Origin of the sequence: Phenylobacterium sp., from assembly GCF_965229015.1 — a bacterium.
Taxonomy (GTDB): Bacteria; Pseudomonadota; Alphaproteobacteria; order Caulobacterales; family Caulobacteraceae; genus Phenylobacterium.
Map to the genome: position 1 here is coordinate 1,133,253 of NZ_CBDDIM010000001.1, position 24,724 is coordinate 1,157,976.

A 24,724-nucleotide genomic window follows, 5' to 3' on the forward strand; every position below is an offset into this window, starting at 1 on the left:
GCTCTATTCCGGCACGGCCTCGATGATCACGAAGGCCTGGGCGTAGGGGTGGTCGTCGGTGAGCGAGAGGTGGATCACCGGCTTGTGGCCGGCCGGCACCATCTTCTCCAGGCGGGCCAGGGCGCCGTTGGTGAGCGCCATGGTGGGCTGGCCCGACCGCATGTTCACCACCCCCATGTCGCGCCAGAAGACGCCCGCCCGCATGCCTGTGCCGAGCGCCTTGGCGCAGGCCTCCTTGGCGGCGAAGCGCTTGGCGTAGCTCGACGCCTTGTCCGGCTTGCGCTCCGAGCGGGTGCGCTCGATCTCGGTGAAGATGCGGTGGGTGAAGCGCTCGCCGAACCGCTCCAGGGTCGCGTGGACCCGGCGGATGTCCGACAGGTCCGAGCCGATCCCCAGGATCATGCCGCGCGCTCGGCGCGGGCTTCGTCCATCAGGGCGCGCATGCGCTGGATCGCCGGGGTCAGGCCCACGAAAATCGCCTCCCCGATCAGGAAGTGGCCGATGTTGAGCTCCATCACCTCGCCGATCGCGGCGACCGGCTTGACGCTCTCATAGTCCATCCCGTGGCCGGCATGGACCTCCAGGCCGATGCGGTGGGCCTCGGCGGCGGTGGCGCGGAGCTTCTCCAGGAGGAGCGGCGCCTCGGGCGACCGGTCGCGGACCGCGTCGCAATAGGGGCCGGTGGTCAGCTCCACAACCTGGGCGCCGACGGACTTGGCGGCGGCCACCTGCTCCAGGTCGGCGTCCACGAAGCAGGAGACCCGTATCCCGGCTTCCACGAAGCGGCGCACGGTGGGGGCGATGGCGTTGTGGCCCTTGACCACGTCCAGACCGCCCTCTGTGGTCACCTCTTCCCGGCGCTCGGGCACCAGGCAGGCGGCGTGCGGGACGTGCGCCAGGCAGATGGCTTCCATCTCGGCGGTCACCGCCATCTCGAAGTTCAGCGGGATGCCGCGCCGGCGGGTGATGGCGGCCAGCGCGTCCATGTCGGCATCGGAGATATGCCGGCGGTCCTCCCGCAGATGGGCGGTGATGCCGTCGGCGCCGGCGGCCATGGCCATTTCAGCGGCCCGCACGGGATCGGGATAGGTGGCGCCCCGGGCGTTCCGGATGGTGGCCACGTGGTCGATATTCACCCCCAGGCGAAGACGGCTCATCCGTGCAGTCTCCGGCTGCCCGGGTCTTCCACCGGGATCGCCGCCAGCTCGGGCGGCAGCTGGTCGGCCGGATAGGCCGGGACGTTCAGACGAGCGAGCGCCACGAAGGGCGCGCCGGGATCGGCCTTGCCGCCGGAGCGGTCGACGATGGCCGCGGCCACCACGACGTTGCCGCCGGCCGCCTTGATGGCGTCGACGCATTCCCGCGAGGATAGGCCGGTGGAGACGATGTCCTCCACCATGGCGATCCGCGCCCCCGGCGGGATGGAGAAGGCTCGTCGCAGCTTGAAGGACCCGCCCTCGCGCTCGACATACATCGACGGCACCCCCAGGTGCCGCGCGGTCTCGTAGCCCGGAATGATGCCACCCACCGCCGGCGAAATGCACAGGTCCACCGGGCCCACGGCCTCGATGATCTTGGCCGCCAGGGCCTTGCACAGTCGCTCGGTCCGGTCGGGATACTGAAAGACGAGGTTCTTCTGCAGGAATGTCCCCGAATGCAGCCCGCTGGAGAGCACGAAGTGGCCCTCGCGCAGGGCGCCCGACGCGCGGAATTCTTCCAGGACCTGTTCGGTGTTCATGAGAGCGCCTCCTTGACGCGGCTTAGCGAAACCACGTCAGGCTGTCATCTGGGATGGTGGTGGGAGAGACGCAATCCATGCTGAGCCGCGACATCCGCTTGACCACGGCCCGCCTGATCCTGCGTCCCACCGAACCCGGCGACGCCCCGCGCATGGCCCAGATCCAGTCCAACTGGAACGTCACCCGCATGCTGCGCCTGGCGCCCTGGCCAGCAACGGACGACGCCATGGTCGAATGGGCCGACCTGCACGGAAGGGAATGGGCCGCCGGCACGGCCTACCGTTTCGCCGTGCTCCTCGATGGGGTGATGATCGGAACGGCCGATATCGACGACATCTCCGGGACCTATGGCGAGATCGGCTACTGGTTCGACGAGCCCTATTGGGGCCAGGGCTACGCCCGCGAGGCCGCCGCCGCCCTGATGGACTTCGCCGTCGGGACCGTCGGGTTGAAGCGCATCGTCGCCGGGCACAATGCGGAGAACCCGGCCTCGGGCGCGGTGCTCAAGCGGCTGGGCTTCCACTTCGTCGAGGACACGATGAAGTTCTCCAGGCCCCAGGGCGTGGATGTTCCCTACCGGATGTACGCCTACGAGGCCTGAAGGACCGGCCGGCGCAGCATGGGCCAGAACATGTTGAGCGCCAGGCCCCCCAGCACCAGACCAGCCGCCGCAAGCTTCCAGCCCTGCATGGGCTCGCCCAGCAGGGCCGCCGAGGCCGCCATGCCGAACACCGGCACGAAGAAGGCGAGCGGCGAGATGGTGGCCGCCGGATAGCGGGCCAGCAGCCAGCCCCAGGCGGCGTAGCCGAACAGGGTGTTGCCCACCGACTGCCACAGCACCGCGGCCCAGGTGGCGGCGTCGGCGTGCGCCACGCCCTGGATGATCCGCGGCGCCCCCTCGAACACCAGGGACAGGATGAGCAGCGGCGGGACGGAGAACAGGCTGGCCCAGACCACATAGGCCAGGGAATTGACCCCCGGGGTAGAGCGCTGCACCAGGTTGCCCCCAGCCCAGCTCGCCGCGGCGATCAGGACCAGGCCCAGGCCGAGCGGCGTGGTGGAGCCGTCCGTGTGCCACAGGATCACCGCCAGGCCGGCCGTGGCCAGCAGCAGGGCCGCCACCTGGAAGCGCTTCACACGCTCCCCGGTCAGCCACATGGACAGGCCGATGGTGAAGAAGACCTGGACCTGCACCACCAGCGACGCCAGGCCCGGCGAGATGTCATGCTGCATGGCCAGATAGAGCATGCCGAACTGGCCCAGGCCGATCAGCACCCCATAGGCCGCCAGGTTGCGCCACGGCACGGCGGGACGCTTGAGGAAGAACACCGCCGGCAGCAGGGCGAAGGTGAAGCGCAGGGTGGCGAAGGTGAGCGGCGGAAGGTGGGCCAGCGCCACCTTGATCACCACGAAGTTGGTGCCCCACACCGCCACCACGGCCAGGGCCAGCAGGGCCGAACGCCAGGTCAGGGCGGTGGAGGTCATGGGGATCGTCCTTGGAAGCGAGGCCTTGGGCCGGACTTAGGCGTCGTCGCTCCGAAAAGCTAGGCGGACGCCCTGGCCGCCCTCCCCCCTCGCGGCAGAAAAACTGCGGACCACGGGGATTGAACGGCGAGCCCGGACGTGACGAAATCGCAACCAGAGGCGCCCCCAGGCGTCCGGGAGGACAAGAGCCATGCCGAACCTGCGCATCCGCCGCACCGCCGGCGCCCTGGGCGCCGAGATCTCCGGAGTCGACCTGTCCCGAGACCTCAGCGACGAGACCATCGCCGAAATCCGCCAGACCTTCGTCGAGCACCAGGTGATCTTCTTCCGCGACCAGGCCCTGACGCCCGAGCGGCAGCTGGCCTTCGGCCGCCGGTTCGGCCCGCTGAACATCCACCCCTATGTCGCCGGCATGGCCGATCACCCCGAGGTGATGGAGATCATAAAGGAGCCGCAGGACAAGGTGAACTTCGGCGGCGGCTGGCACTCCGACATGAGCTTCCTGGAGCATCCCTCCATCGGCTCGATCCTCTACGCGGTGGAACTGCCCGACTATGGCGGCGACACCCTGTTCGCCAGCCAGGCGGCGGCCTTCGAGGCCCTGACGCCCGGCCTGCGCGCCACCCTGGAGACCCTCAACGCCGTCCATTCGGCGGGCCGGGAATATTCCGCCAGCGGCCATTCGGCCCAGAAGCGCTCCTCCATGAACGTGGCCGAGGCCGAGGGGGCGACGGGCGAGTTCATCCACCCCGTGGTGCTCACCCATCCCGAAACCGGTCGCAAGGCGCTCTATGTGAACCCCGCCTTCACGATGAAGATCGAGGGCTGGAGCACCCGGGAGTCCAAGGCCCTGCTGGACTTCCTGTTCGACCACTGCCGCGGCGAGCGCTTCACCACCCGGTTCGCCTGGTCCCCAGGCTCGGTGGCCTTCTGGGACAATCGCTCGGTCTGGCACTATGCCCTGAACGACTATCCCGGCCAGCGCCGGCACATGCGGCGGGTGACGGTGGACGCCTGGCCCGGAGTCGAGGCCAAGACCGGGGCCGATCGGCTGGCCCACGCCCGGTGAAGCTGTTCCAGACCTATTCCTCGCCCTTCCCCACCCGCGTGCGGCTGATGATCTACGCCAAGGACCTGGCGGTGGAGATCATCGAACCCCCGGGCTTCCACTCCTCGGCGGAGTCCAAGGGCGACTACCTGACCATCAATCCCATCGGCCGGGTTCCGGCCCTGGTGCTGGACGACGGCCGCGCCCTGCCCGAGTCCGAGGTGATCTGCGAGTATCTGGAGGAGGCCTATCCCACCCCGGCCACCCAGCCGGCCGACGCCTGGGGCCGCGCCCAGATGCGCCTGCTCAGCCGCATCTGCGACTTCTACGTGGTCATGGCCATGGTCCCGCTGTTCAGCTTCTCGGCGCGCTCGCGCAAGCACTGGGACCCCATCGCCATCCGCGCGGCCACGGACAAGGTGGCCGAGGCCCTGGGCTTCCTGGAAGAATACGTCGGGACCGAGGGCTATGCGGTGGGCTCGAGCCTGACCCAGGCCGACGGCGCCATCACCCCGCAACTGGTCCTGGCCTGCGAGTGGATTCCCAGCCTGTTCGGGACTCCGGCCCCCCTCGAGGGTCTGCCGAAGCTGGCGGCCTACTGGCGGGCGATCCAGACCGATCCCATCGCCGAGCGCCTGATCGCCGAGACTCGCGACGCCATCGCGCGAGAGCAGGCCGCAGCCAAGGCCATGGCGAGCGCCGCGCGCGCCGCAACCTGAGCGATCAGGCCGGTCCGAGCCTGACCGCGGAATGGGCAGGCGACCGTCCGCCTGCTGAATGCGTCGCCAGGGTTGGATCAATAGTCGCCCGCCGACTTCTGTAGATTGACGCCGGCCCCCCGGCTCTGTCTCCTAACCTGGCAAGAGGACGGGGCGGGCATCGTCCCAGCACGAAGTATTCACGCGTCACCTACGCTGAGGGTCACTCGCATTCCGCGAGCGCCTCGGCGCGGAAGATCGATGACTCAGCGCGGTTGTCTTTGATGACACCGTCAAGAATTGAGCATCAGCGACCCATGGAGGAGTCCAGGCCGGCGTTTCCAATCATCCGTAACGGGGGATAGACGGCATGAAAGCGTATCTGACAGCGGCCAGCCTGCTGGTTCTGGGCTTGGCGGCCACACCGGCCTTCGCGCAGAAGGCCACCGAGGTCGACGAGGTCATCGTCACCGGCACCCGGGCCACCTCGCGCACGGTCACCACCAGCTTGGCGCCCATCGATGTCCTGTCCTCGGCCGAGCTGGCCAAGAGCGGCAAGCAGTCCACCCGCGACCTGATCTCCACCCTGGTGCCCTCGGCCAACACCTCCAACTCCGGGGCCGGGGCCAGCTTCGCCATCAAGACCGTGTCCCTGCGGGGCCTGTCGGCCGACCAGACCCTGGTGCTGGTGAACGGCAAGCGGCGGCACAACACCGCCATCCTGTTCGTCAACGGCACCACCCAGAACGGCCAGTCGCCGCCGGACCTGGACCTGATCCCCTCCTCGGCCATCGAGCGCATCGAGGTGCTGCGGGACGGCGCCTCGGCCCAGTACGGTTCCGACGCCCTGGCCGGCGTCATCAACATCATCCTGAAGACCAACGATTCCGGTGGCGGCTTCAACGCCCTGGTGGGCGCCACCGGCCAGGGGGACGGCAAGACCGCCCAGGCCTCGGCCAATATGGGCTTCTCCTTCGGCGACGGCGGCTTCCTGAGCGTCACCCTGGACGCCAAGACCCAGAACAGCACCGATCGCGGCGAGCTGACCCCCAACACCACCCAGCTCTATTTCGCGCCCTCGCCCGGCACGCTGGACCCTCGCGAGAGCACCCTGAGCCGCCACACCAGCCACCCCGGCTCGCCGCAGCTCCAGCTCTATTCGGCGGGCTACAGCGCCGGCCTGCCGGTCGGCGACCACCTGAAACTCTATTCCTTCGGCACCATCTCCAGCCGCAAGACCGCCGCCTGGCTGACCTATCGCAACCCCAATTCCCTCAACAACAACACCGCGGTCTATCCTGACGGCTACTCGCCGCGCCTGTTCCTGGAGGACCGCGACTACCAGATCGCCGCCGGCGCCAAGGGTGACAACCTCCTGGGCTTCAACTGGGACCTGTCCACCACCTTCAGCCGCAACGAGGTGGGCTATTACGAGAACTCGCTGAACGCCTCCATGGGCCCGGCCAGCCCCAGCTTCTTCTATCTGGGGACCCTGGCCTTCGAGGAATGGACCACCAACTTCGATCTGACCCGCGAGTTCGAGACCGGCCTCTTCGCCGCGCCCCTGTTCGCCGCCGCCGGCCTAGAGTACCGCAAGGACGAGTTCACCATCGAGGCCGGCGAGCTGGCGTCCTACGTCAACGGCAACTACCGCGCCCCGGCCGGCACGCCTCTGGCGGGTCAGGTGACCTCCGGCGGCTCGCAGGGCGTGACCGGCTTCCCGCCCTTCTCGGCCGGGACCTTCAGCCGCAACAACACCAGCGCCTATTTGAACTTCGAGCAGAAGATCACCGACAACTGGGAAGTCTCTCTGGCCGGCCGCTACGAGAGCTATTCGGACTTCGGAGAGGCCAAGACCGCCAAGTTCTCCACGCGATTTGAACCCTGGGACGGGTTCGCCATCCGCGGCACCGCCTCAACCGGCTTCCGGGCGCCGTCGCTGCAGCAGCAGCACTACGGCTCCTCCAGCACCATCGGGGTCTCCTTCCCCACCGGGACCGTGCTCTATCCCGTCCAGCTGCTGCCGCCGGACAACCCCGCCGCCATCGCGCTCGGCGCCAAGCCGCTGGAGCCGGAAACCTCCACCAACTACTCCATCGGCCTGGTGGCCCAGCCCCTGCCCCGCATGAACGTGACGCTGGATGTCTACCAGATCCAGATCAAGGACCGGATCATGCAGAGCGGGACCCTGGGTCCCAACGCGACGGTCTCCGCCGCCCTGGCCAGCCAGGGGCTGAACCCGCAGCAGGCGGTCTTCTACTACGCCAACGCTGCCGACACGACGACCCAAGGCATCGACTTCGTCGCCGACTACCGCACAGACTTCGACGGCTGGGGTTCGGTCAAGTGGACCTTCGCGGCCAACTACAACAAGAGCGAGTTCGACCGCATCACCCCGCCGCCCCCGGCCCTGGCCGCCGCCGGACTGGTGCTGATCGATCGGGTGAAGATCGGCGACTTCACCGTCGGCACGCCCCGCGACAAACAGGTGGTCTCAGCCGACTGGACCGTCGGCGACTTCGAGGCGGTCCTGCGCATCACCCGTTTCGGCGAGGTGATCCAGCGCACCGCCAACCCGGTGAACGACGAGACCCTGGCGCCCCAGGGAATCGTCGACCTCGATCTCAGCTACGACGTCACCGACAACGTGCGGGTCTCCATCGGCGCCAACAACCTGCTCAACGAGTACCCGGACATCACCAAGGTGGCCAACCGGGGCACGCCGCAGTTCGCCTACTACAATCAGTACTCGCCATACGGCATCAGCGGCGGCTTCTATTACGGCAAGATGGCGGTCACCTTCTAAGGCGTCCGGTCCGGCCGGCGGTTTTCTTCAAGGCGGAGAGCATCATGGACGACGGGCGTGGCGGCGGAGTGGATCGCCGTCGGTTGCTTTCCCTGGGCGGGACGGTCCTGGCCGTCTCATCCGTCCCGGCCGCGGGGGCGGTCGCCAAGCCCGTCGTCGCTCGCCCGGCCCCCGGCCCGCAATATGTCACGCTGGTGGAGGGAACCAATATCGCCGTCACCGCCGCCCCGGACGGCAAGGCGGTGGCCTTCGACCTGTTCGGGGTGATTTGGACCGTGCCCATCGAAGGCGGGGCGGCGACCCGCCTCACCGATGATTTGACCGACGGCGCCCAACCCGACTGGTCGCCGGATTCCCGCGCCCTGGTCTTCCAGTCCTATCGGGACGGCAATTTCCACCTCTGGACCGTCGCCGCCGACGGAACCGGCCTCAAGCAGCTCACCAAGGGGCCCTTCGACTGCCGCGAGCCCCGCTGGTCGCCGGACGGCAAGACGATCGCCTTCGCCTCGGACACCACCGGCCCCTACGCCATCCACGTCCTGGACCTAGCGACGGGCGCCATCAAGCTGTGGGCCCAGGCCAAGGGTCAGGCCTGCGAACCCTGCTGGTCACCGGATGGGGCCAGAATCGCCTTCGCCGTCGACCGAGCCCGCGTCGAGGTGGTCGACGCCGCCGGCAAGGCGGCGACCGCGGCCACCCTGAAGGCCTCGGCCGACCGCATGAACCCGACCGAGCTGCACAGCCCCAGCTTCACCCCGGACGGCAAGGACATCGTCTACCATGTCATCGAGTCCGGGGTCTCCGAGCTGCGCGGCGCCGGCGGCGCCCTGGTGAAGGGCGAGGATATCTTCCCCTTCCGCCCGACTTGGCTGCCGGGCGGCGACCTGGTCTATGCGGCCGACGGCAAGATCAAGCGGCGCGGTCCCGGCGGCGCCAGGACCATCGAGTTCTCCCTCGCCGTCCCGGTCAGCACCCCGCGCTACGCCAAGAAGACCCGGGACTACGATTCCACCCGCCCCAAGCCAGTGGTGGGCGTCGGCAGCCCGGCCCTGTCGCCGGACGGAACCCAGATCGCCTTCCGCGCCCTCAACGACCTCTGGATCCTGCCCGCCGGCGGCGGCAAGCCGACGGCCCTGATCAAGGACAGCTTCTGGAAATGCGACCCCGCCTGGTCGCCGGACGGCAAGCTGCTCGCCTACTCCACCGACCGCGCCGGCAAGCTGGACATCTGGGTCCGCGACCTCGTCACCGGCGCCGACAGCCAGGTGACCCGGCACGCCGGGGCGGCGGTCTCGGCCGCCTGGTCCAAGGACGGCAAGCAGATCGCCTTCCTCGACCAGACCGGCGCCCTGCACACCGTCGAGGTGGCCACCGGCGCCATCAAGCAGCGCTTCGGGGCGATCTGGGAACCGGGCAAGCCGAGCTGGAGCCTGGACGGCAAGACCATCGCGCTGGCCGCCTTCAAACCCTACAACGCCCGCTTCCGCGAGGGTCTCAGCGAGATCATGACGGTGGACCTCGCCACCGGCGCGACCACCTACCAGCCCCACGCCCCCCACAAGTCTCTCGGCACCCGCGGCGACGACGGACCGGTCTGGTCGCCGGACGGCAAGACCCTGGCCTATGTCTTCGCCAGCCGCCTGTGGACGGTGGCGGTGGACGCCCAGGGCAGGTTCACCAGCGCCCCCAAGGCCCTGAACGACGAGGTCACCGACGCCCCCACCTGGAGCGGGGATTCCAGCCAGATTCTCTACCTGTCAGGCGGCAAGCTGCGGCTGATCCCGGCCGCAGGCGGCGCGCCCAGGACCATCAAGCTGGCCCTCACCTGGGCCAACGCCAAGCCGCAGGGCCGCACCGTGGTGCGCGCCGGACGGCTGTGGGACGGAACCGGCCCGGACGTGGCGCGGGATCGGGACATCGTGATGGAGGGCAACCGCATCGCCGCCATCCTGCCCGCCGGCCAGGGCCCCGCCGACGCGCGGCTGGTCGACGCCCGCGACGCCACGGTGATCCCGGGCCTGGTGGAGATGCACGCCCACCGCCAGATGCAGGGCTACGGCTATGGCGACCGCGAGGGCCGGCTGTGGCTGGCGCTGGGGGTCACCACCACCCGTTCGCCGGGCTCGCCCGCCTATCACATGGTGGAGGATCGGGAGTCCCTCGACGCCGGCGCCCGGGTCGGGCCGCGCTACTTCTCCACCGGCGAGGCCATCGACGGCTCGCGCATCTACTACAACTTCATGCGGCCGGTGACCGAGCCGGGCCAGATGAAGCTGGAGCTGGATCGGGTCGAGGCGCTCGGCTACGACCTCATCAAGTCCTATGTGCGCCTGCCGCTCGCCGCCAGCCGCGAGCTGACCCAGTGGGCCCATGCGCGGGGCCTGCCCGTCACCTCCCACTACCACTATCCGGCGCTGAGCTTCGGTCTGGACGGCATGGAGCACATCGGGGCCACCAGCCGGTTCGGCTATTCGCGGACCACCAGCGCGATGGGGGTCAGCTACCAGGACGTAACCGCGCTCTTCGTGCAGAGCGGGGCGCGGCGAACCCCCACCCTGTTCTCGGCCTCGGCCATGTACGGCCAGGACCGCTCCCTGGTGGACGACGCCCGCACCAAGGCCCTCTATCCGCCGTGGGAATACGCCCGGCTGCTGGAACGGGCCGAACAGGCCGCCGCCGGAGATCCCTCGGTGGCGCTGGCCTCCCTCGCCCACAATGTCGAGCACCTGCGCGACATCCTGCGCAGCGGCGGACGGGTGGTGACCGGGACCGATTCTCCCATCGATTTCAACGGCGTCAGCCTGCACATGAACCTGCGCGCCATGGTGAAGTACGGCCTGACCCCCTTCGAGGCCCTGACCACGGCCACCCGGTTCTCCGGTGAGTTCCTGGAGCAGCCCCTGGGCACGCTCACCGTCGGCGCCCTGGCCGACCTGGTGGTGACCGAGGGCAATCCCCTGGTCCGCATCGAGGACGCCGCCGCCGTGCGCCAGGTGATGAAGAATGGCGAGGTCTTCGACATCGCCGGCCTGATCGCCCCCTTCAAGGATGTCGCCCGCGCGCAGGCGACGCCGGTCAAGCCCTTCGCGACCCGGAGGGGCGGCCAATGGTGGCACGAGGCGGCCTATGTGGAATCCGGCCGCGCCGCCTGCTGCGTCGATCCGTTCTGCGCCGTTCAGCAGAACGGACGACGGCGGTTCGTGGCGGTCGAGGTCTAGCCTTTTCCCCGCTCCACCGTCTCGATGGACGGGTTGGCGCGCAGGGCGGCGCCGATGTGGGTCAGGTGGCGGGCGTCCTTCACCTCGACATCGAAGTCGACGTCGAAGAAGTCGGCGTGGCGGCGGTGCATGCGCAGGTTGACGATGTTGCCGCCGGCCTCGCCGATCACGGTGCAGGCCTGGCCCAGCACGCCAGGGGCGTTGCGGATGGTGGCGGTGAGGCGTGACAGGGTCACCGTGTTGCGCTCGGCCTCCGGCGTCCACTGCAGGTCGCGCCAGAGCTCTTCCTTGTCCTCGTATTCCGCCAGCTTGGCGCAATCGATGGTGTGGACCGTCAGCCCGCCGCCGTCGGGCTCGATGATGCCGACGATGCGGTCGCCGGGCACCGGGGTGCAGCATTGGCCGAAGTGCAGGGAGACCCCCGGGGTCAGGCCGCCGCCGCGCACATAGAGCCGGGCGGCCTTGCCGCCTTCGATCCGGCGCACGGCGGTGGCCGCCTCGCGGTCCGAAGCCTTGAGGCCCGGGAAGATCACGTCCAACACCTGGGTCGGCGAGATGCGGCCGCGGCCGACGATCTCGAACAGGTCGTCCTCGCCGGCGACGGCGAAGCGCTCCAGGGCGGGTTTCAGGGAGACGTCCTTGCGGGCCTTGCCGGCGCGCTCGAAGGTCTGGTCCACCGTGGCGCGGCCGAGCCGGGTGAACTCTTCCTTCTCGGTCTGGCGGATGTGGCGGCGGATGGCCGAGCGGGCGCGGCCGGTGACGGTCAGGGAGCGCCAGTCCGGGGGCACCACCGGCTTGGCGCCGCGAATGACCTCGACCACATCCCCGTTCTGAAGAGTCGTCCGCAAGGGCTTGAGTTCGCCGTTGATCTTCACCCCGATGCAGGTGTCGCCCACGTCAGTGTGGACGGCATAGGCGAAGTCCAGGGGCATGGCCCCGCGGGGCAGGCTGACCAGCTTGCCCTTGGGCGTGAAGACGAAGGCCTGGTCGAGATACATCTCGAGCTTGGCGTGCTCCACCAGCTCCTCGACGTCGCCGCCGTGCTCCAGCACCTGGACCAGGTGGCGCAGGTTGAGCAGCGGGTCGCGGCCGCCGGCGTCGGCCTGGGCCTCGGCGTCGAAGCCATAGGACTTGTCCTTGTAGCGCCAGTGGGCGGCCACGCCCTCCTCGGCCACCCGGTCCATGGCCTCGGTGCGGATCTGCATTTCGATGCGCATGCCCTTGGGGCCCACCACCGTGGTGTGGATCGAGCGGTAGTTGTTGCGCTTGGGCGTCGAGATGAAGTCCTTGAACCGCTCGGGCACGCTGGGCCAGGCGCGGTGGATGACCCCCAGCGCCCGGTAGCAGTCCTCCTCGGAGTCCACGATCACCCGGAAGGCGTAGATGTCGGAGAGCTGCGAGAAGCCGATCGACTTGCGCTGCAGCTTTCGCCAGATCGAATAGGGGTTCTTCTCGCGGCCGAAGACCCGGGCCGTCAGGCCGCCGGCCTCCAGCTTCGAGGCGATCTCGCCGGAGACCACCGCCACGGCGCCGCCCTGCTCGATGCGCAGGGCCTCAAGCCGGCGGCCAATGGCGTCGCGGGCCACCGGGTTCAGGTGCTCGAAGGCCAGCTCTTCCAGCTCCGAACAGATGCGGTGACAGCCGATGGAGCGGGCTAGCGGCGCGTAGATGTCCAGGGTCTCGCGGGCGATCCGCTCGCGCTTGGCCGGGCTCTTTATGTAGTGCAGCGTCCGCATGTTGTGCAGGCGGTCGGCCAGTTTGACCATCAGGACGCGGACGTCCTTGGAGATGGCCAGGATGAACTTGCGCAGGTTTTCGGCCTGCTTGGTGTGCTCGCTGTTGAGCTCCAGCTTGGTGAGCTTGGTGACGCCCTCCACCAGCTCGCTGATCTCCGAGCCGAACAGGTCGGTGATGTCCTGGGCGCTGACCGGGGTGTCCTCGATCACGTCGTGCAGCAGGGCCGTGACGATGGTCGCGGTGTCCAGCCGGTAGTCGGTGAGGATGCCGGCCACCTCGATGGGGTGGGCGAAATAGGGGTCGCCGGAGGCGCGCTTCTGCGAGCCATGCATGCGCATGGCGTAGACATAGGCGCGGTTCAGGATCGCCTCGTCGGCGGTCGGGTCGTAGGAGCGGACCTTCTCGATCAACTCATACTGGCGGAGCATGCGCGGCGGCCGAGACGGACTCGGCGGCGCGATCTTCTGGTCGGCGGCGGTGTCAGGCGCCGCCGTAAGCGTGAGGGGTTCTGCGCCTTCCGGGCTCAGTACCGCTCCTCCTGACCGCCGTCACGGTCGCTCTGCAGGGCGCGGACCAGTTCCAGCTCGCTCATCTGCATGTGGGTCGGATCGGCCAGCAGGGCGAGGGTTTCGGCCTCTTCCTCGGCTTCCGAACGCTCGTCGACGCGTTGCAGGGTCCCGATCAGGGTCTCGCGGAGCTCCTCGGCGTCCACCACGTCATCGGCGATTTCCCGCAGGGAGACGACCGGGTTCTTGTCGTTGTCGCGATCGACCAGGATGGCCGAGCCGGCCGAAATGGCGCGGGCCCGATGGGCCGCCAGCAGCACGAGGCTGAAGCGGTTCGGAACTCGTTCGATGCAATCTTCGACGGTGACGCGGGCCATGGAATCCTCAAGTCGGGGGTAGAACCGAACAAAATAGAGGGTTTGAGCTCATTGTGCAACGCCGCAACGGCGCCAATCGGGGCCCGACTTGACGTGAATGGTCGCAGGCGGCCAAGCTGACGCTCACAGTCAAGCTTGGAGCGGTCATATGGACAGGTGGCTCTTGCGGCTCGGCATCGCCGCGCCGGTCCTCTATTTCGGCGCCGTGATCGTCGGATCCCTCTTCTATCCCGGCTACAGCCACGTCACCCAGTACGCCAGCGAACTGGGCTCGGCATCGGCGGCCCGGCCCGAGATCTTCAACTACGGAATCATCTCCGCCGGGGTCTGCGCGGTCCTCGCCGGCCTGGGATTCGCCCTGGTGCTGCGGGCCCTGTCGAAGGGCTGGATCTTCTCGAGCCTCGCGGGGCTGAGCATCAGCCTCTGGGGCGTCTCGATGATCATGGGCGGCATGTTCCCCATGCCCGACGAGCGGCACGGCGGCTTTGGCCTGGGCATGGCGATCCAGGTCGCGCCCCTGCTGGTCTTCCTGGCTCTCACCGGCCGGGCCCAGATGACCGGCCTGAAGACCTTCCTGCTGCTGGTGCTGATCGCCTCGGGCGCCCTGTTCGCCATCATGATGGGGGTGGGTGGCCTGGTTCACCGGGCCGACGTCGGCCTGTGGCAGCGGGCCTATGCGCTCAGCAGCATCCCGTGGATCGCGGTGGCCGCCCTCTGCCTGGATCAGGCCATGGGCCGGCGGCGCGCCGCGTCGGCCTGAACCGGCCGCGCGTCCAGGCCGACGGTGGCGCGGGCGGCCAGTTCGCGCGCCGTCGCCCCCAGGGTCGGATGACGCCAGTCCGGGGCGATCTCCGCCAGCGGCCCCATGACGAACAGCCGCTCGTGGGCGCGGGGATGCGGCAGGGTCAGGTCCTGTCGCGCCAGCACAGCTTGACCATGGGCGATGAGGTCCAGATCGAGGGTTCGCGCCGCGTTTTTCTCGCTCCGCACGCGACCGAAGGCCGCCTCGATTGAAAAAAGGGTATGCAGAGCTTCCAGCGGGCCAAGCTTCGTCTCGACAAGCGCGACGCCGTTGCGATACTCGTTGACGGTCGGGTCCGGCCAGGCGGCAGAGCTCCACCAGGACGACCGGCGAACCACAGGCAATCCCGCCTGGGCGAAACGAGCGAGCGCCGCCTCCAGAAGAGCTTCGGACGAACCATAGTCGCCGGCCATATTACCGCCCAGCGCGACGATGACGGTCCCGTCCAGGTCCATGCGCCCCCCGCCCCCTATTTGGATTTCCGATCCCAATGACATTTTATCCCACGGACAGGCTGGCGCTCTTCATTGACGGCGCGAACCTGTATTCGGCCGCCAAGGGGCTCGGCTTCGATATCGACTATCGCAAGCTGCTGGAAGAGTTCCGCAAGCGCGGAATCCTCGTGCGCGCCTACTACTACACCGCGCTCGTGGAGGATCAGGAGTATTCGCCGATCCGTCCCCTGGTGGACTGGCTGGACTATAACGGCTTCCGCCTGGTGACGAAGCCCGCCCGGGAATACACCGACGCCCAGGGGCGCAAGCGCTGGCGCGGCGACATGGACGTCGAGATCGCCGTCGACATGCTGGAGATGGCCGCCCATGCCGACCATCTGCTGCTGTTCTCCGGCGACGGCGATTTCCGCTGCCTGGTGGAGGCGGTCCAACGCAAGGGCGCGCGGGTGACCGTGGTCTCCACCGTGAAGTCCCAGCCGCCGATGGCAAGCGACGACCTGCGCCGTCAGGCCGACTGCTTCATCGACCTGGCCGACCTGGCCGACATCATCGGCCGGCCCTCGCGCCTGCCCCGCTTCATCCAGGAAAGCCGCACCGGGGCCGACCGCGAGGCGGACGCCGAGGCCTGATGTCCGTCACGACCGCCGTGGCCGAGCCGCCACGGGACTGCCCGCTCTGCCCGCGCCTGGTGGCCTATCGGGCGGCCAACCGCGCCGACCATCCCGACTGGTGGAACGGGCCGGCCCCCTCCTTCGGCGACGAGACCGCGCGCCTGCTGGTGGCGGGCCTGGCGCCCGGCCGCACCGGCGCCAACCGCACCGGGCGGCCCTTCACCGGCGATGGGGCCGGGGTGATGCTCTACGAGACTCTGCTGAAGACCGGCTTCGCCCGGGGGATCTACGAGGCCCGGCCCGACGACGGGCTGGAGCTGGTGGACTGCATGATCACCAACGCCGTCCGCTGCGCCCCGCCCGGCAACAAGCCCGAGACCAGCGAGGAGGCGACCTGCCGGCCCTTCCTCAGCGCGCGCCTGGGCGCCCTGCCCCGGCTCAAGGTCATCATCACCCTGGGGGACGTGTCGCGGCGCAATGTCCTCAAGGCCATCGGCCTGAAGGCCTCGGCGGGGCCGCCCGGCCACGGGACCGAGTTCCAGGCCGGACCCTATGTGATCCTCAACAGCTACCACTGCTCGCGGCTCAACACGAACACCGGCCGGCTGACGGGCGAGATGTTCGAGGCGGTGTTCCGGCGCGCCAGGGCGCTGATCGAGAGCTAGGGAGGGCGGTCATGGCGCCGATCAAGGGAAGCTGCCTCTGCGGCGCGGTGACCTTCGAGATCACCGGAACGCCCCTCCACCTGACCTATTGCCACTGCGACCGCTGCCGGAAGGCCTCGGGTCTGTCGTCGGCGGTGGTGATGGTGAAGGCCGCCGACTTCCGGCTGCTCACCGGCGCCGACCAGATCCGCACCTATGAACCGCCCGCGCCCTGGATCCACAAGCGCTGCTTCTGCGCGGTCTGCGGATCATCGCTTGGCGAACCCGTGGGCCACCACGAGGTCTTTCCCATCGCCGCCTCGGCCCTTGACGACGATCCGATCGTACGGCCCGTGCTGCACATGAACGTGGCGTCCAAGCCCGACTGGCATGGGATCGGCGACGGGGTGAAGCAGATTCCAGGAAACTACGGCGAGTAGCTAGCTCGGCTTGCTCCAGTAGAAATAGCGCCAGGCCTGCTCGAACCCAGCCCGGCGATAGAGCGAGCGGGCTGGAGCGTTCTTCTCCTCCACCTGCAGGAAGGCGCGCTCGACGCCTCGCTCGCGCGCCGCGGTCGCCAGGCCCGCCAGCACGCGCCCCGCCAGGCCCTCGCCTCGGCGGCTCTGGTCGGTGCGCATGCCGTGGAAGCTGGCCCAGCCGTGACCCAGGGTTCCGCAACCCACCGCCACCGTGCGCGCGCCATCCCGCACCATACCGAAGCGGGCGCCGGCCGACCGGCTGAGCGCCTTGACCCGATAGGCGCCGTCGACGGGGTCGAACCCCTCCCCGAGGAACACCGCCGCCCAGGCCTCATCCGGCCGCTCGGCCACCTCGGCGGGAGGCTGGTCCGTCACGACGGCCACCGATTCGAGCGGCGCGGTCTTCACCAGGGTGGGCTGTTCGGAGACATAGCCGCGGCGGGTCAACTCGGCGCGGACGGCCTCCAGGCCCGGGCCGTCGGCGATGCGGAAGGCCGGGGTCAGGCCGCGGCCGGAATAGGCGGCCTCGATGCGGTCGAACACCTCCGGGTCGGCGGGAAGGTCGTGGCGCAGGGGTACGGCGCTGGCGGCGCGGCGGATGGAGCCGGGATCGAGGCCGACAAGCCAGCCCTCGATCTCCAGCACCTCCTCGGGCGCCACGGCCGCCAGGGTCGCGCGCTCGATGGCCTCGATCTGGGCCGCCTCGATCATCAGCCCCGGTCGCGCATCAGGCGGGCCTTGTCGCGCTGCCAGTCACGGTCGGCGGTGGCTTGCCGCTTGTCGTGGGTCTGTTTGCCCTTGGCGAGCGCGATCTCCAGCTTGGCCAGGCCCTTGTCGTTCCAATAGAGCTTGGTGGGCACCAGGGTCCGGCCCTCGCGCTGGACGGCGCCGATCAGCTTGTCGATTTGCTTGCGGTGGAGCAGCAGCTTCCGGTGCCGGCGCGGCTCGTGATTGAATCGGTTGGCCTGGCCGTAGGGCGGGATGTCGGCGTTGATCAGCACGATGTCCTTGCCCTCCACCGCGGCGTAGGACTCCGCGATATTGGCCCGGCCGACCCGCAGGGACTTCACCTCCGAGCCGGTCAGCATCAGACCGGCCTCGAAGGTCTCCTCCAGGAAGTAGTCGTACCGCGCGCGGCGGTTCTCGGCGATGAGCTTGCCGGCCATCAGATCAGGCCGGTGTCCCGCAAGGCGGCCAGGACCTCGTGGCGGGCGGTTTCCGAGCACGGGGCGATGGGCAGGCGGACGTGGTCCTCGCAAAGGCCGAGGTGGCCCAGGGCGAACTTGGTGGGTGACGGGGAGGCGTCGGAGAACAGGGCCTTGTGCAGGCCGATCAGCCGGTCCTGCCAGTAGAGGGCGGTCTTCCAGTCCTCGCCGAGGGCCGCGTTGTAGAAGGCCGCGCACAGGTCGGGCGCGACATTGGAGGTGACCGAGATGCAGCCGTGGCCGCCGTGGGCCATATAGCCCAGGGCCGTCAGGTCGTCCCCCGACAGCATCACCCAGTCCAGGCCGCAGAGCAGGCGCTGCATCGTGGCCCGCGTCATGTCGCCGGTGGCGTCCTTGACGCCGACGATATTGGGCAGCTTCGACAGCCGCCCCAGGGTGGCGTCGGAGATGTCGACGCTGGTGCGCGTGGGCACGTTGTAGACCAGGACCGGAAGCTGAACGGCCTCGTTGATCGCCGCATAGTGGGCGTAGAGGCCCTCCTGGCTGGGGCGGTTGTAATAGGGGGTCACCACCAGGGCGCCGTCCGCCCCCACGGTCTTGGCGTGGCGCACCAGCTCGATGGCCTCGGCGGTGGAATTGGAGCCCGCCCCGGCGATCACCGGCACACGCCCCGCGGCGGTGGCGACGCACAGCTCCACAACCCGACGGTGTTCGTCGTGGCTCAAGGTCGCGGTTTCGCCTGTGGTGCCGACGGGCACCAGGCCGTGGACGCCACCCGCGATCTGGCGCTCGACGAGGGCGACAAACGCCGGCTCATCGATCGCGCCATCGCGGAAGGGCGTCACGAGGGCCGGGATGACGCCCTTGAACAAAGGTTCGGACATGGTCTGCAAAAAGCCGTGAAAGCGAGGCCAGTTGTTGCGGCCTCAAGATTTGGCCGGACAATATGGCGGCCAGGCCCTAAGCCGCAACCAACTCGTTCCGTATTTCGCACGACCCGGAGTAATTCGTTTTGCCGTCACAGGCCCGCAAGGCAATCCTCACCGCCGCCGCCGCCGTTCTGCTGTCCGGTGTCGCCGAGGCGCAACAGCCGCCGGCCAACGGTCCCCGTCCCTATGAGGGGCCCCCGCCCCCGATCGAGCTGACCCAGACCCAGCCAACCGCCTATCGCGGCTCCCTGTCGGACGCCGACGGCGCGGCCCTGCGCAGCGCCCTGGAGTCGGCCAAGCGGGCCGACGTCACCGGCGCCAGGTCGGCGATCGCCATGATCAATGATCCGATCGCCAAGAAGATCGCCACCTGGGCGCTCGCCGATTCAGCCGCCGATTCCCTGAGCTTCTTCGAGATCGATCAGGCCCGGCGCGACCTGGCCGGCTGGCCGCGATCCTCCCGCCGCCAGGTGGCGGCCGAGAAGCTGCTGGAAACCTCCGGCCAGAGCCCGCAACGGATCATCGACTGGTTCGGCGGCGCCGAGCCGGTGAGCGCCGAGGGCGCCATCGCGCTGGCCTCGGCCTATCGCGCCACCGGCAGGTCCAAGGAGGCCGCGAACCTGATCCGGCACTTCTGGCGCGATCGCCTGTTCGAGGCCGATCCGCAGCGCTCGATGCTGGCCCGCTTCGGCGATGTGCTGACCGTGGACGACCATGTCCGCCGCGCCGACGTCATCCTGTTCGGCTCCCAGGGGCCCGCCGCACGCGACATGATCCCCCTGCTGCCGGCCGACCAGGCCCAGCTCGCCCAGGCCCGCATGGCCCTGCGCCAGAACTCCCCCAGCGCCAACGCCCTGGTGAACGCCCTGCCCGCCAGCGTCAGCAACTCGCCCGGCCTGGCCTTCGAGCGCGCCGCCTATATGCGCCGCCGCGGGATGGACCAGGTCGCGCTCGGCCTGGTGAAGAGCTTCCCGACGGATATCCCCTTCACCGAGATGGGCGAGCGGATCTGGGACGAACGCTACCAGCTGGTGATCTCGTCGCTGCGCAACGGCGACTCCCTGGGCGCCTACAAGGCCGCCGCCGACACCGGCCTCACCCAGGGCACGGACGCCACCGAGGCGGAGTTCTACGCCGGCTGGATCGCGCTGACCCGGCTCAAGCGTCCCGAGGACGCCGACCGCCACTTCGCCGCCATCGAGAGGATCGGCTCCTCGCCGATCACCCGGGCCCGCGCTCTCTACTGGCGTGGCCGGGCGGCCCAGGATCGCGGTCAGCAGGATCGCGCCCAGGGCTATTATGGGGCGGCGGCCAAGTACAACACGACCTTCTATGGCCAGCTGGCTGGCGAGAAGATCGGCTACGGCAAGCTGACCCTGGGGCGCGACCCGATCATCACCCAGGCCGACCGCAACCGTTTCGAGGGCCGCGAGACCGTGCGCGCCGCCCGGCTGCTCTACGAGATCGGGAACAAGGACCTGTTCAAGACCTTCGTCCTGACCCTGGACGACATCCTGCCCACCGCCGAGGAAGAGGCTCTGCTGGTGGACCTGGCCCGGGGCTATGGCGACATCGACACCTCGATGAAGGTGGTCCGGGCCGCCGCCCAGCGCGGCTTCATCCTGCCCGAGCGCGGCTATCCCATCCGCTCGGCGCCCGACGTCCCCGGCGCCCCCGAACCCGCCCTGGTCCTGGGCATCACCCGTCAGGAAAGCGGCTTCGACCCGATGATCCGGTCGGGCGCAGGCGCGCGCGGCATGATGCAGCTCATGCCCGGCACCGCCTCGGTGGTGGCCCGTCGGATGGGGGTGAGCTACTCGCCCGGCATGTTGGACGATCCCGACTACAACATGCGCCTGGGCTCCAGCTATCTGGGCCAGATGGTGGGGACCTTCTCCGGCTCGTACCCCATGGCCATCGCGGCCTATAACGCCGGGCCCGGTCGCCCCACCCAGTGGTCGGCCTTCTGCGGCGACCCGCGCGGGGCGGCCACCGATCCCATCGACTTCATCGAGTGCATCCCGTTCTCCGAGACCCGCAACTACGTCATGCGGGTAATGGAGGGGATGCAGGTCTACCGCGCCCGGCTGAACGGCGGGACCGCCCCCATCACCCTGTCCCAGGACCTGAAGCGCGGCGCCTATGGCACGGGGTACACGCCCTCCACCCCTATGGTGGAGACCCAGAACACAAGCCCGAGCGCGGCGGCCGGCGGGATGCGGCCCATTCCCAACTAGCAGCCGGCGGCGCTCAGGCCTCGTTGACCCAGGCCTCGATCAGCGGCGCGATCAGGTCCACGTCCTCATAGAGGTGATCGCCGCCCGGGATTTCCACCGCCGTGCAGCGCGGGCGCCGCGCCACGATCTCCGCGAGCGGCGTGTAGGCGCCGTTGAAGTCCTCCGCCTGCTGGATGAACAGGGTGGGGATGGTGTCGCAGTGCGCCTCCAGCAGGGGGATGCGGTCCTCGGCGATCAGGCGGTTCAGGGGCGTGGCGATGAAGACGCAGGCGGTCGGCGAAAAGCCGTGACGGGCCGCCGCCAGCATGGTGATCAGGGTTCCGATGGACTTGGCGACGACCAGGTCGGCCGAGATCCGACTGACGGCGCTGGCCTCCGGAAGCAGGTCGGGGTCGGTCCAGTCGGTGTCCCAGAAGCCGTGCCGGCGGACTTCCGTCTCGGTTTGGCCCACCTCCAGGCGGGCGAGCAGGGCCTGCATCTGATCCAGGGTCGCCGGCTCGCGCCCGGGCAGGCCCAGCAGCTTCACGACCGCACCCTGCGCGCCGCCAGGGTCAGGCCGGCGGAGGTGGCCTCCAGGGTGCCCTCCAGGCCGAACACCTGGCGCAGGACCTGCGGCGTGAGCGCCTGGGCCGGCGCGCCATCGGCGACGATACGGCCGGAGCCCACCACCACCAGCCGGTCGCAGGTCCGGGCAGCCAGGCCCAGGTCGTGCAGGGTCAGGACCACCGCGGCGCCGCGGGCGGCCTCCTCGCGGAACAGGTCCAGGGCCAGGAGCTGGGCGTCGGGGTCGAGCCCCGCGGCAGGCTCGTCGGCCACCAGCAGCGGCGCGCCCGTGACCAGCAGGCGGGCCAGCAGCACCCGCGCCCGTTCGCCGCCGGAGAGATCGAGCACGCCGCGCTCCGCGAGATTGGAGAGTCCGACCCGCTCCAGGGCCCTCAGGGCGACGGCCTGGGCCAGGGCTGGCGGCTTGCTGGCCGCCCCCAGGCTGGCGATCCGCCAGGCCGGCAGGTTCCAGCCGACGCGCCGCTCCTGGGGCAGGTAACCTGCCAGGGCCGCGCGGGCCGCCTCGTCCAGGCCCGCGATGTCGCGCCCCGCCAGTTCGGCGCGGCCCGTGGCGAGCCGGGCCAGGCCGAGCGCCGCCCGCAGCAGGGTGGTCTTGCCCGCGCCGTTCGGGCCCACGACCCCCACGACCTCGCCGGGTTGAACCTCGAGGCTGGCGTGACCCAGCACCTCGGCTTCGCCCCGGCGAACCGTGGCGTCGTGCAGGGACAGGGCCGCGGTCATGCGCGCCAGCTCCGCGCGGCGCGCCAGGCGATCAGGGCGAAGAGCGGGGCGCCGAACAGGGCGGTGACCACCCCCAGCTTCAGTTCCTGGTCGGTCGGGATCATCCGCGCGGCGACATCGGCGGCCACCAACAGGGCGGCGCCGGCCAGGGCGGAGGGGGTCAGGGTCCTACCCGGATCGGCGCCCGCCCCGGCCCGCACCAGGTGCGGCGCGGCCAGGCCCACGAAGCCGATGATCCCGGCCATCGCCACGGCGGCTCCCGTCAGCAGGGCCGCCCCCGCCACCGCGGCGGCGCGCAGCCGGCCCATGGGCAGGCCCGACAGCGCCGCGGTCTCCTCCCCCAGGGTCAGCATCACCAGGCCGCGCGCGGCGTAGACGCAGAGGCCCGCGCCGGCGGCCATCGGCAGGATCTCGCGGCCGATATCGTTCCAGCCACGATTGGCCACCGAGCCCATCAGCCAGGACAGGATTTCCGCCGTGGTGACCGGCGAGGGCGAGAGGTTGAAGATCAGGGCGGTCAGAGCCCCGGCGAAGGCCGAGAGCGCCACGCCGAACAGGATCAGGGTTTCGGGCTCGCGGAAGCGCGCGGCGAGCGCGGTGAGCAGCAGGCCGGTGGCGAGCGCCGCCATCAGGGCCGCGACCTCCGTGCCGCCCGGCGTGGCGGCCAGGCCGAGCGCGATGGCCAGGGCCGCACCAAGGCCGGCGCCGGCGGAGACTCCCAGCACCCCGGGATCGGCCAGGGGATTGCGCAACAGGCCCTGCATCACCGCCCCGGCGAGGCCAAGCGCGCCCCCCACCACGGCGGCGGCCACGGCGCGCGGCGCGCGGATGGTCCAGAGAATCTCGCCGGGGGCGGAGGCGGGGTCGGTGAAGGCCTGGGCGTACTGGGCGCCGCTCAGCGGCGTCTCCCCCAGCAGCAGGCCCAGCGCCAGCAGGCCAAGCAGGACCAGGACCAGCAGGAGGTTGAGCCTCAGGCCGCTCATCGCGGCGCCCTGACGGCCAGGATCTCCACCGCCTCGGCGGCGGAGGGATCGGGACAGCCGAGCATCGCCCCGGGCAGGCTGGCCACCGTGCGCCGGGCGGCCAGGCGCTGCATCACCGGATGGCGGCCCATCCCCCAGTGGTTGTTGGCCAACATGAAGCTGTCGAAGAAGCCCAGAACGACGGCCCGAGGCGGCTTCAGGGCCAATTGCTCCAGCGAGACGGGCTGATAACCGGGACCCGGCGGGGTCGGGGTGAGGCCGGCGGATTTCAGGATCTGATGCACCAAGGTCCCCTGCCCGCCTGTAAAGCCGCCCGGGGTGATATAGAGGGCCGTGGCTCCGCGCCAGGCGCCCGCCGAGCGGGCCAGCCGCGCGTCCATCCGGGCGATCACCGCCTCGCCCTGGGGCCGGCGGTCCAGGGCGGCGGCGACGCGGCGGACATTGGCCCGCACGCCGTCGAAATCCGAGGCGTCCTGGATGGTCACCACGCGGACGCCGCGCTGTTCAAGCTGGGCCACGAACCGCGGATCGCCGCCCCAGTAGCGAACGACGAGCTGGGGCCGGGCGGCCAGGGCCGATTCCAAGGTGGTGCGGCGCAGGGGCAGGCCCTTGGCCTGGGCCCGCAGGCGGGAATCCGGATCGTCGGCCCGCGTGGAGAGACCAACGATGGATTCCCGGGGGCTGAGCGCCAGGACGAACTGGTCGGCGCACTGGTCCAGGGAAAGAACCCGAGGCGCGGCCTGGGCTTGGCCCGCCAGGGCCAGGCCGACCAAGGATGCGACGATCAGTCGACGACGAGACCGTTCATAAGGCCGTCCAGCGTGACCTCGATCAGCTCCTCGGTGGGGGCCCAGTCGAAGTTCGGACGGCTGATCAGCAGGGCCACCACGCCATGGCAGGCCGCCCAGAGGGCCTGGGCCGCGCTGTCGGCCGTGCCGGTCCGCAGGCGGCCCTCGGCCGCGATCTCGCGCACCGCGCCGCTGAAGATGTCGTAGCATCGCGCGCTCATGTCCGCCGTGCCGTCATGCCAGATGGGCGATACGGGATGAACGCCGGCGAACACAAGCAGATAGGCGTTCGGGTGCTCGAAACCCCAGCGCATGTAGGAGTCCAGCATCTGCTTGACCCGGGTGGCGGCGTCCAGCGGCTTGGCGGCGATGGCCGCGTTGCGCTCCAGGAGCTGGATGATGGTCCGCTCGCAGATCTCCAGCAGGATGCCGCCCTTGTCGGGGAAGTGCATGTAGAGGGCGGTGGAGGAGACCCCCACCTCGTCGGCGATCTTGCGGATGGTGGCGCCTTCATAGCCCTCGGCCACGAAGATGCGCTCCGCGGCCGTCAGAATCTCTTCACGCCGCAGGTGTCCGTCACCCTTGGGTTTGCGGGCCGAACGCCGAGTGGTCACTGCCGTGGTCGTCACGGGAATCCTTCCGTCAACCGAACAGCTTGCAGCGGAAACCAAAAGCTCCGCCCACGCAAGTCAGTCCTGAAACATTGCGACATCACGGCGCCGCGCGCCACGA

25 protein-coding genes are annotated in these 24,724 nt (G+C 69.7%); 10 read left to right on the forward strand and 15 right to left on the reverse strand.

Annotated elements, in window-relative coordinates:
- Positions 1-3: 3 nt before the first annotated feature.
- From acpS to pyrE, 3 genes are read right to left on the reverse strand one after another with little or no spacing between them, the layout of a single operon-like run.
- Positions 4-402, reverse strand: a complete 399-nt coding sequence (gene acpS / locus ACO06I_RS05640; protein ID WP_421931612.1) for a holo-ACP synthase — start codon at positions 400-402, stop codon at positions 4-6.
- Entirely contained in the window at positions 399-1,157 is a 759-nt protein-coding gene (locus ACO06I_RS05645; protein ID WP_421931613.1) for a pyridoxine 5'-phosphate synthase, read from the reverse strand. Before ACO06I_RS05645 ends, acpS begins: the two co-directional genes overlap by 4 nt.
- A complete protein-coding gene (pyrE, locus tag ACO06I_RS05650) occupies positions 1,154-1,738 on the reverse strand; it encodes an orotate phosphoribosyltransferase (RefSeq protein WP_421931614.1) in 585 nt (194 codons plus the stop codon). Before pyrE ends, ACO06I_RS05645 begins: the two co-directional genes overlap by 4 nt.
- A 77-nt stretch (positions 1,739-1,815) precedes the next feature.
- On the opposite strand from pyrE, the gene ACO06I_RS05655 reads away from it, so the two are divergent.
- Entirely contained in the window at positions 1,816-2,340 is a 525-nt protein-coding gene (locus ACO06I_RS05655; RefSeq protein ID WP_421931615.1) for a GNAT family N-acetyltransferase, read from the forward strand.
- Here ACO06I_RS05655 and ACO06I_RS05660 read toward each other — a convergent pair.
- A complete protein-coding gene (locus ACO06I_RS05660; RefSeq protein ID WP_421931616.1) occupies positions 2,328-3,224 on the reverse strand; it encodes an EamA family transporter in 897 nt (298 codons plus the stop codon). The genes ACO06I_RS05655 and ACO06I_RS05660 overlap by 13 nt on opposite strands.
- 190 nt (positions 3,225-3,414) lie before the next feature.
- On the opposite strand from ACO06I_RS05660, the gene ACO06I_RS05665 reads away from it, so the two are divergent.
- The 4 genes from ACO06I_RS05665 to ACO06I_RS05680 all read left to right on the forward strand — a co-directional run bounded on the left by ACO06I_RS05665 (position 3,415) and on the right by ACO06I_RS05680 (position 10,994).
- The gene (locus ACO06I_RS05665; protein ID WP_421931617.1) at positions 3,415-4,293 is read left to right on the forward strand and encodes a TauD/TfdA dioxygenase family protein; all 879 of its coding nucleotides are present in this window, start codon (positions 3,415-3,417) and stop codon (positions 4,291-4,293) included.
- Positions 4,290-4,991, forward strand: coding sequence for a glutathione S-transferase family protein (locus ACO06I_RS05670; RefSeq protein ID WP_421931618.1), 702 nt, complete (start codon positions 4,290-4,292; stop codon positions 4,989-4,991). The genes ACO06I_RS05665 and ACO06I_RS05670 overlap by 4 nt, the downstream gene beginning before the upstream one ends.
- Before the next feature lie 349 nt (positions 4,992-5,340).
- Positions 5,341-7,776 carry a TonB-dependent receptor plug domain-containing protein gene (locus ACO06I_RS05675; RefSeq protein ID WP_421931619.1) on the forward strand — a complete coding sequence of 812 codons (2,436 nt, stop codon included), beginning with the start codon at positions 5,341-5,343 and terminating at the stop codon, positions 7,774-7,776.
- Positions 7,777-7,820: 44 nt separating this feature from the next.
- Positions 7,821-10,994, forward strand: a complete 3,174-nt coding sequence (locus ACO06I_RS05680; protein ID WP_421931620.1) for an amidohydrolase family protein — start codon at positions 7,821-7,823, stop codon at positions 10,992-10,994.
- Here the strand turns inward: ACO06I_RS05680 and ACO06I_RS05685 are convergent.
- Positions 10,991-13,159 (reverse strand): RelA/SpoT family protein, encoded by a 2,169-nt coding sequence (locus ACO06I_RS05685; protein ID WP_421931621.1) that lies wholly within the window; start codon positions 13,157-13,159, stop codon positions 10,991-10,993. The genes ACO06I_RS05680 and ACO06I_RS05685 overlap by 4 nt on opposite strands.
- A gap of 95 nt (positions 13,160-13,254) precedes the next feature.
- A complete protein-coding gene (gene rpoZ, locus ACO06I_RS05690) occupies positions 13,255-13,614 on the reverse strand; it encodes a DNA-directed RNA polymerase subunit omega (RefSeq protein ID WP_215340105.1) in 360 nt (119 codons plus the stop codon).
- Positions 13,615-13,762: 148 nt separating this feature from the next.
- Here rpoZ and ACO06I_RS05695 point away from each other — a divergent pair, with 148 nt between their 5' ends.
- Positions 13,763-14,374 (forward strand): DUF998 domain-containing protein, encoded by a 612-nt coding sequence (locus ACO06I_RS05695; protein WP_421931622.1) that lies wholly within the window; start codon positions 13,763-13,765, stop codon positions 14,372-14,374.
- Here ACO06I_RS05695 and folK read toward each other — a convergent pair.
- On the reverse strand, positions 14,338-14,871 hold the full coding sequence (gene folK, locus ACO06I_RS05700) for a 2-amino-4-hydroxy-6-hydroxymethyldihydropteridine diphosphokinase (protein WP_421931623.1): 534 nt from the start codon (positions 14,869-14,871) through the stop codon (positions 14,338-14,340). The two genes, ACO06I_RS05695 and folK, sit on opposite strands and share 37 nt — an antisense overlap.
- A 35-nt stretch (positions 14,872-14,906) precedes the next feature.
- Here folK and ACO06I_RS05705 point away from each other — a divergent pair, with 35 nt between their 5' ends.
- Genes ACO06I_RS05705 through ACO06I_RS05715 form a run of 3 tightly spaced genes read left to right on the forward strand, consistent with a single transcriptional unit; the run spans position 14,907 to position 16,566 of the window.
- On the forward strand, positions 14,907-15,500 hold the full coding sequence (locus tag ACO06I_RS05705; protein WP_304697449.1) for an NYN domain-containing protein: 594 nt from the start codon (positions 14,907-14,909) through the stop codon (positions 15,498-15,500).
- Positions 15,500-16,147, forward strand: a complete 648-nt coding sequence (locus ACO06I_RS05710; protein ID WP_421931624.1) for a uracil-DNA glycosylase — start codon at positions 15,500-15,502, stop codon at positions 16,145-16,147. The genes ACO06I_RS05705 and ACO06I_RS05710 overlap by 1 nt, the downstream gene beginning before the upstream one ends.
- Before the next feature lie 11 nt (positions 16,148-16,158).
- Positions 16,159-16,566 carry a GFA family protein gene (locus ACO06I_RS05715; protein WP_421931625.1) on the forward strand — a complete coding sequence of 136 codons (408 nt, stop codon included), beginning with the start codon at positions 16,159-16,161 and terminating at the stop codon, positions 16,564-16,566.
- Here the strand turns inward: ACO06I_RS05715 and ACO06I_RS05720 are convergent, their stop codons facing one another.
- The 3 genes from ACO06I_RS05720 to dapA are packed head-to-tail and all read right to left on the reverse strand — an operon-like array spanning position 16,567 to position 18,655.
- A complete protein-coding gene (locus ACO06I_RS05720) occupies positions 16,567-17,316 on the reverse strand; it encodes a GNAT family N-acetyltransferase (RefSeq protein ID WP_421931626.1) in 750 nt (249 codons plus the stop codon).
- Complete coding sequence (gene smpB / locus ACO06I_RS05725) at positions 17,316-17,771, reverse strand: SsrA-binding protein SmpB (protein WP_421931627.1); 456 nt, start codon at positions 17,769-17,771, stop codon at positions 17,316-17,318. Before smpB ends, ACO06I_RS05720 begins: the two co-directional genes overlap by 1 nt.
- Entirely contained in the window at positions 17,771-18,655 is an 885-nt protein-coding gene (dapA, locus tag ACO06I_RS05730) for a 4-hydroxy-tetrahydrodipicolinate synthase (RefSeq protein ID WP_421931628.1), read from the reverse strand. Before dapA ends, smpB begins: the two co-directional genes overlap by 1 nt.
- A 128-nt stretch (positions 18,656-18,783) precedes the next feature.
- Between dapA and ACO06I_RS05735 the strand changes: the two genes are divergently transcribed.
- Entirely contained in the window at positions 18,784-20,937 is a 2,154-nt protein-coding gene (locus tag ACO06I_RS05735; protein ID WP_421931629.1) for a transglycosylase SLT domain-containing protein, read from the forward strand.
- A 13-nt stretch (positions 20,938-20,950) separates the two neighbouring features.
- On the opposite strand, the gene ACO06I_RS05740 is transcribed toward ACO06I_RS05735, so the two are convergent.
- The 5 genes from ACO06I_RS05740 to ACO06I_RS05760 are packed head-to-tail and all read right to left on the reverse strand — an operon-like array spanning position 20,951 to position 24,621.
- Positions 20,951-21,463 carry a hypothetical protein gene (locus tag ACO06I_RS05740; RefSeq protein WP_421931630.1) on the reverse strand — a complete coding sequence of 171 codons (513 nt, stop codon included), beginning with the start codon at positions 21,461-21,463 and terminating at the stop codon, positions 20,951-20,953.
- The gene (locus ACO06I_RS05745) at positions 21,460-22,221 is read right to left on the reverse strand and encodes an ABC transporter ATP-binding protein (protein WP_421931631.1); all 762 of its coding nucleotides are present in this window, start codon (positions 22,219-22,221) and stop codon (positions 21,460-21,462) included. Before ACO06I_RS05745 ends, ACO06I_RS05740 begins: the two co-directional genes overlap by 4 nt.
- Entirely contained in the window at positions 22,218-23,204 is a 987-nt protein-coding gene (locus ACO06I_RS05750; protein ID WP_421931632.1) for a FecCD family ABC transporter permease, read from the reverse strand. The genes ACO06I_RS05745 and ACO06I_RS05750 overlap by 4 nt, the downstream gene beginning before the upstream one ends.
- Positions 23,201-23,977 carry an ABC transporter substrate-binding protein gene (locus ACO06I_RS05755; protein WP_421931633.1) on the reverse strand — a complete coding sequence of 259 codons (777 nt, stop codon included), beginning with the start codon at positions 23,975-23,977 and terminating at the stop codon, positions 23,201-23,203. Before ACO06I_RS05755 ends, ACO06I_RS05750 begins: the two co-directional genes overlap by 4 nt.
- A gap of 11 nt (positions 23,978-23,988) precedes the next feature.
- A complete protein-coding gene (locus ACO06I_RS05760) occupies positions 23,989-24,621 on the reverse strand; it encodes a TetR/AcrR family transcriptional regulator (RefSeq protein ID WP_421931634.1) in 633 nt (210 codons plus the stop codon).
- Positions 24,622-24,724 lie beyond the last annotated feature (103 nt).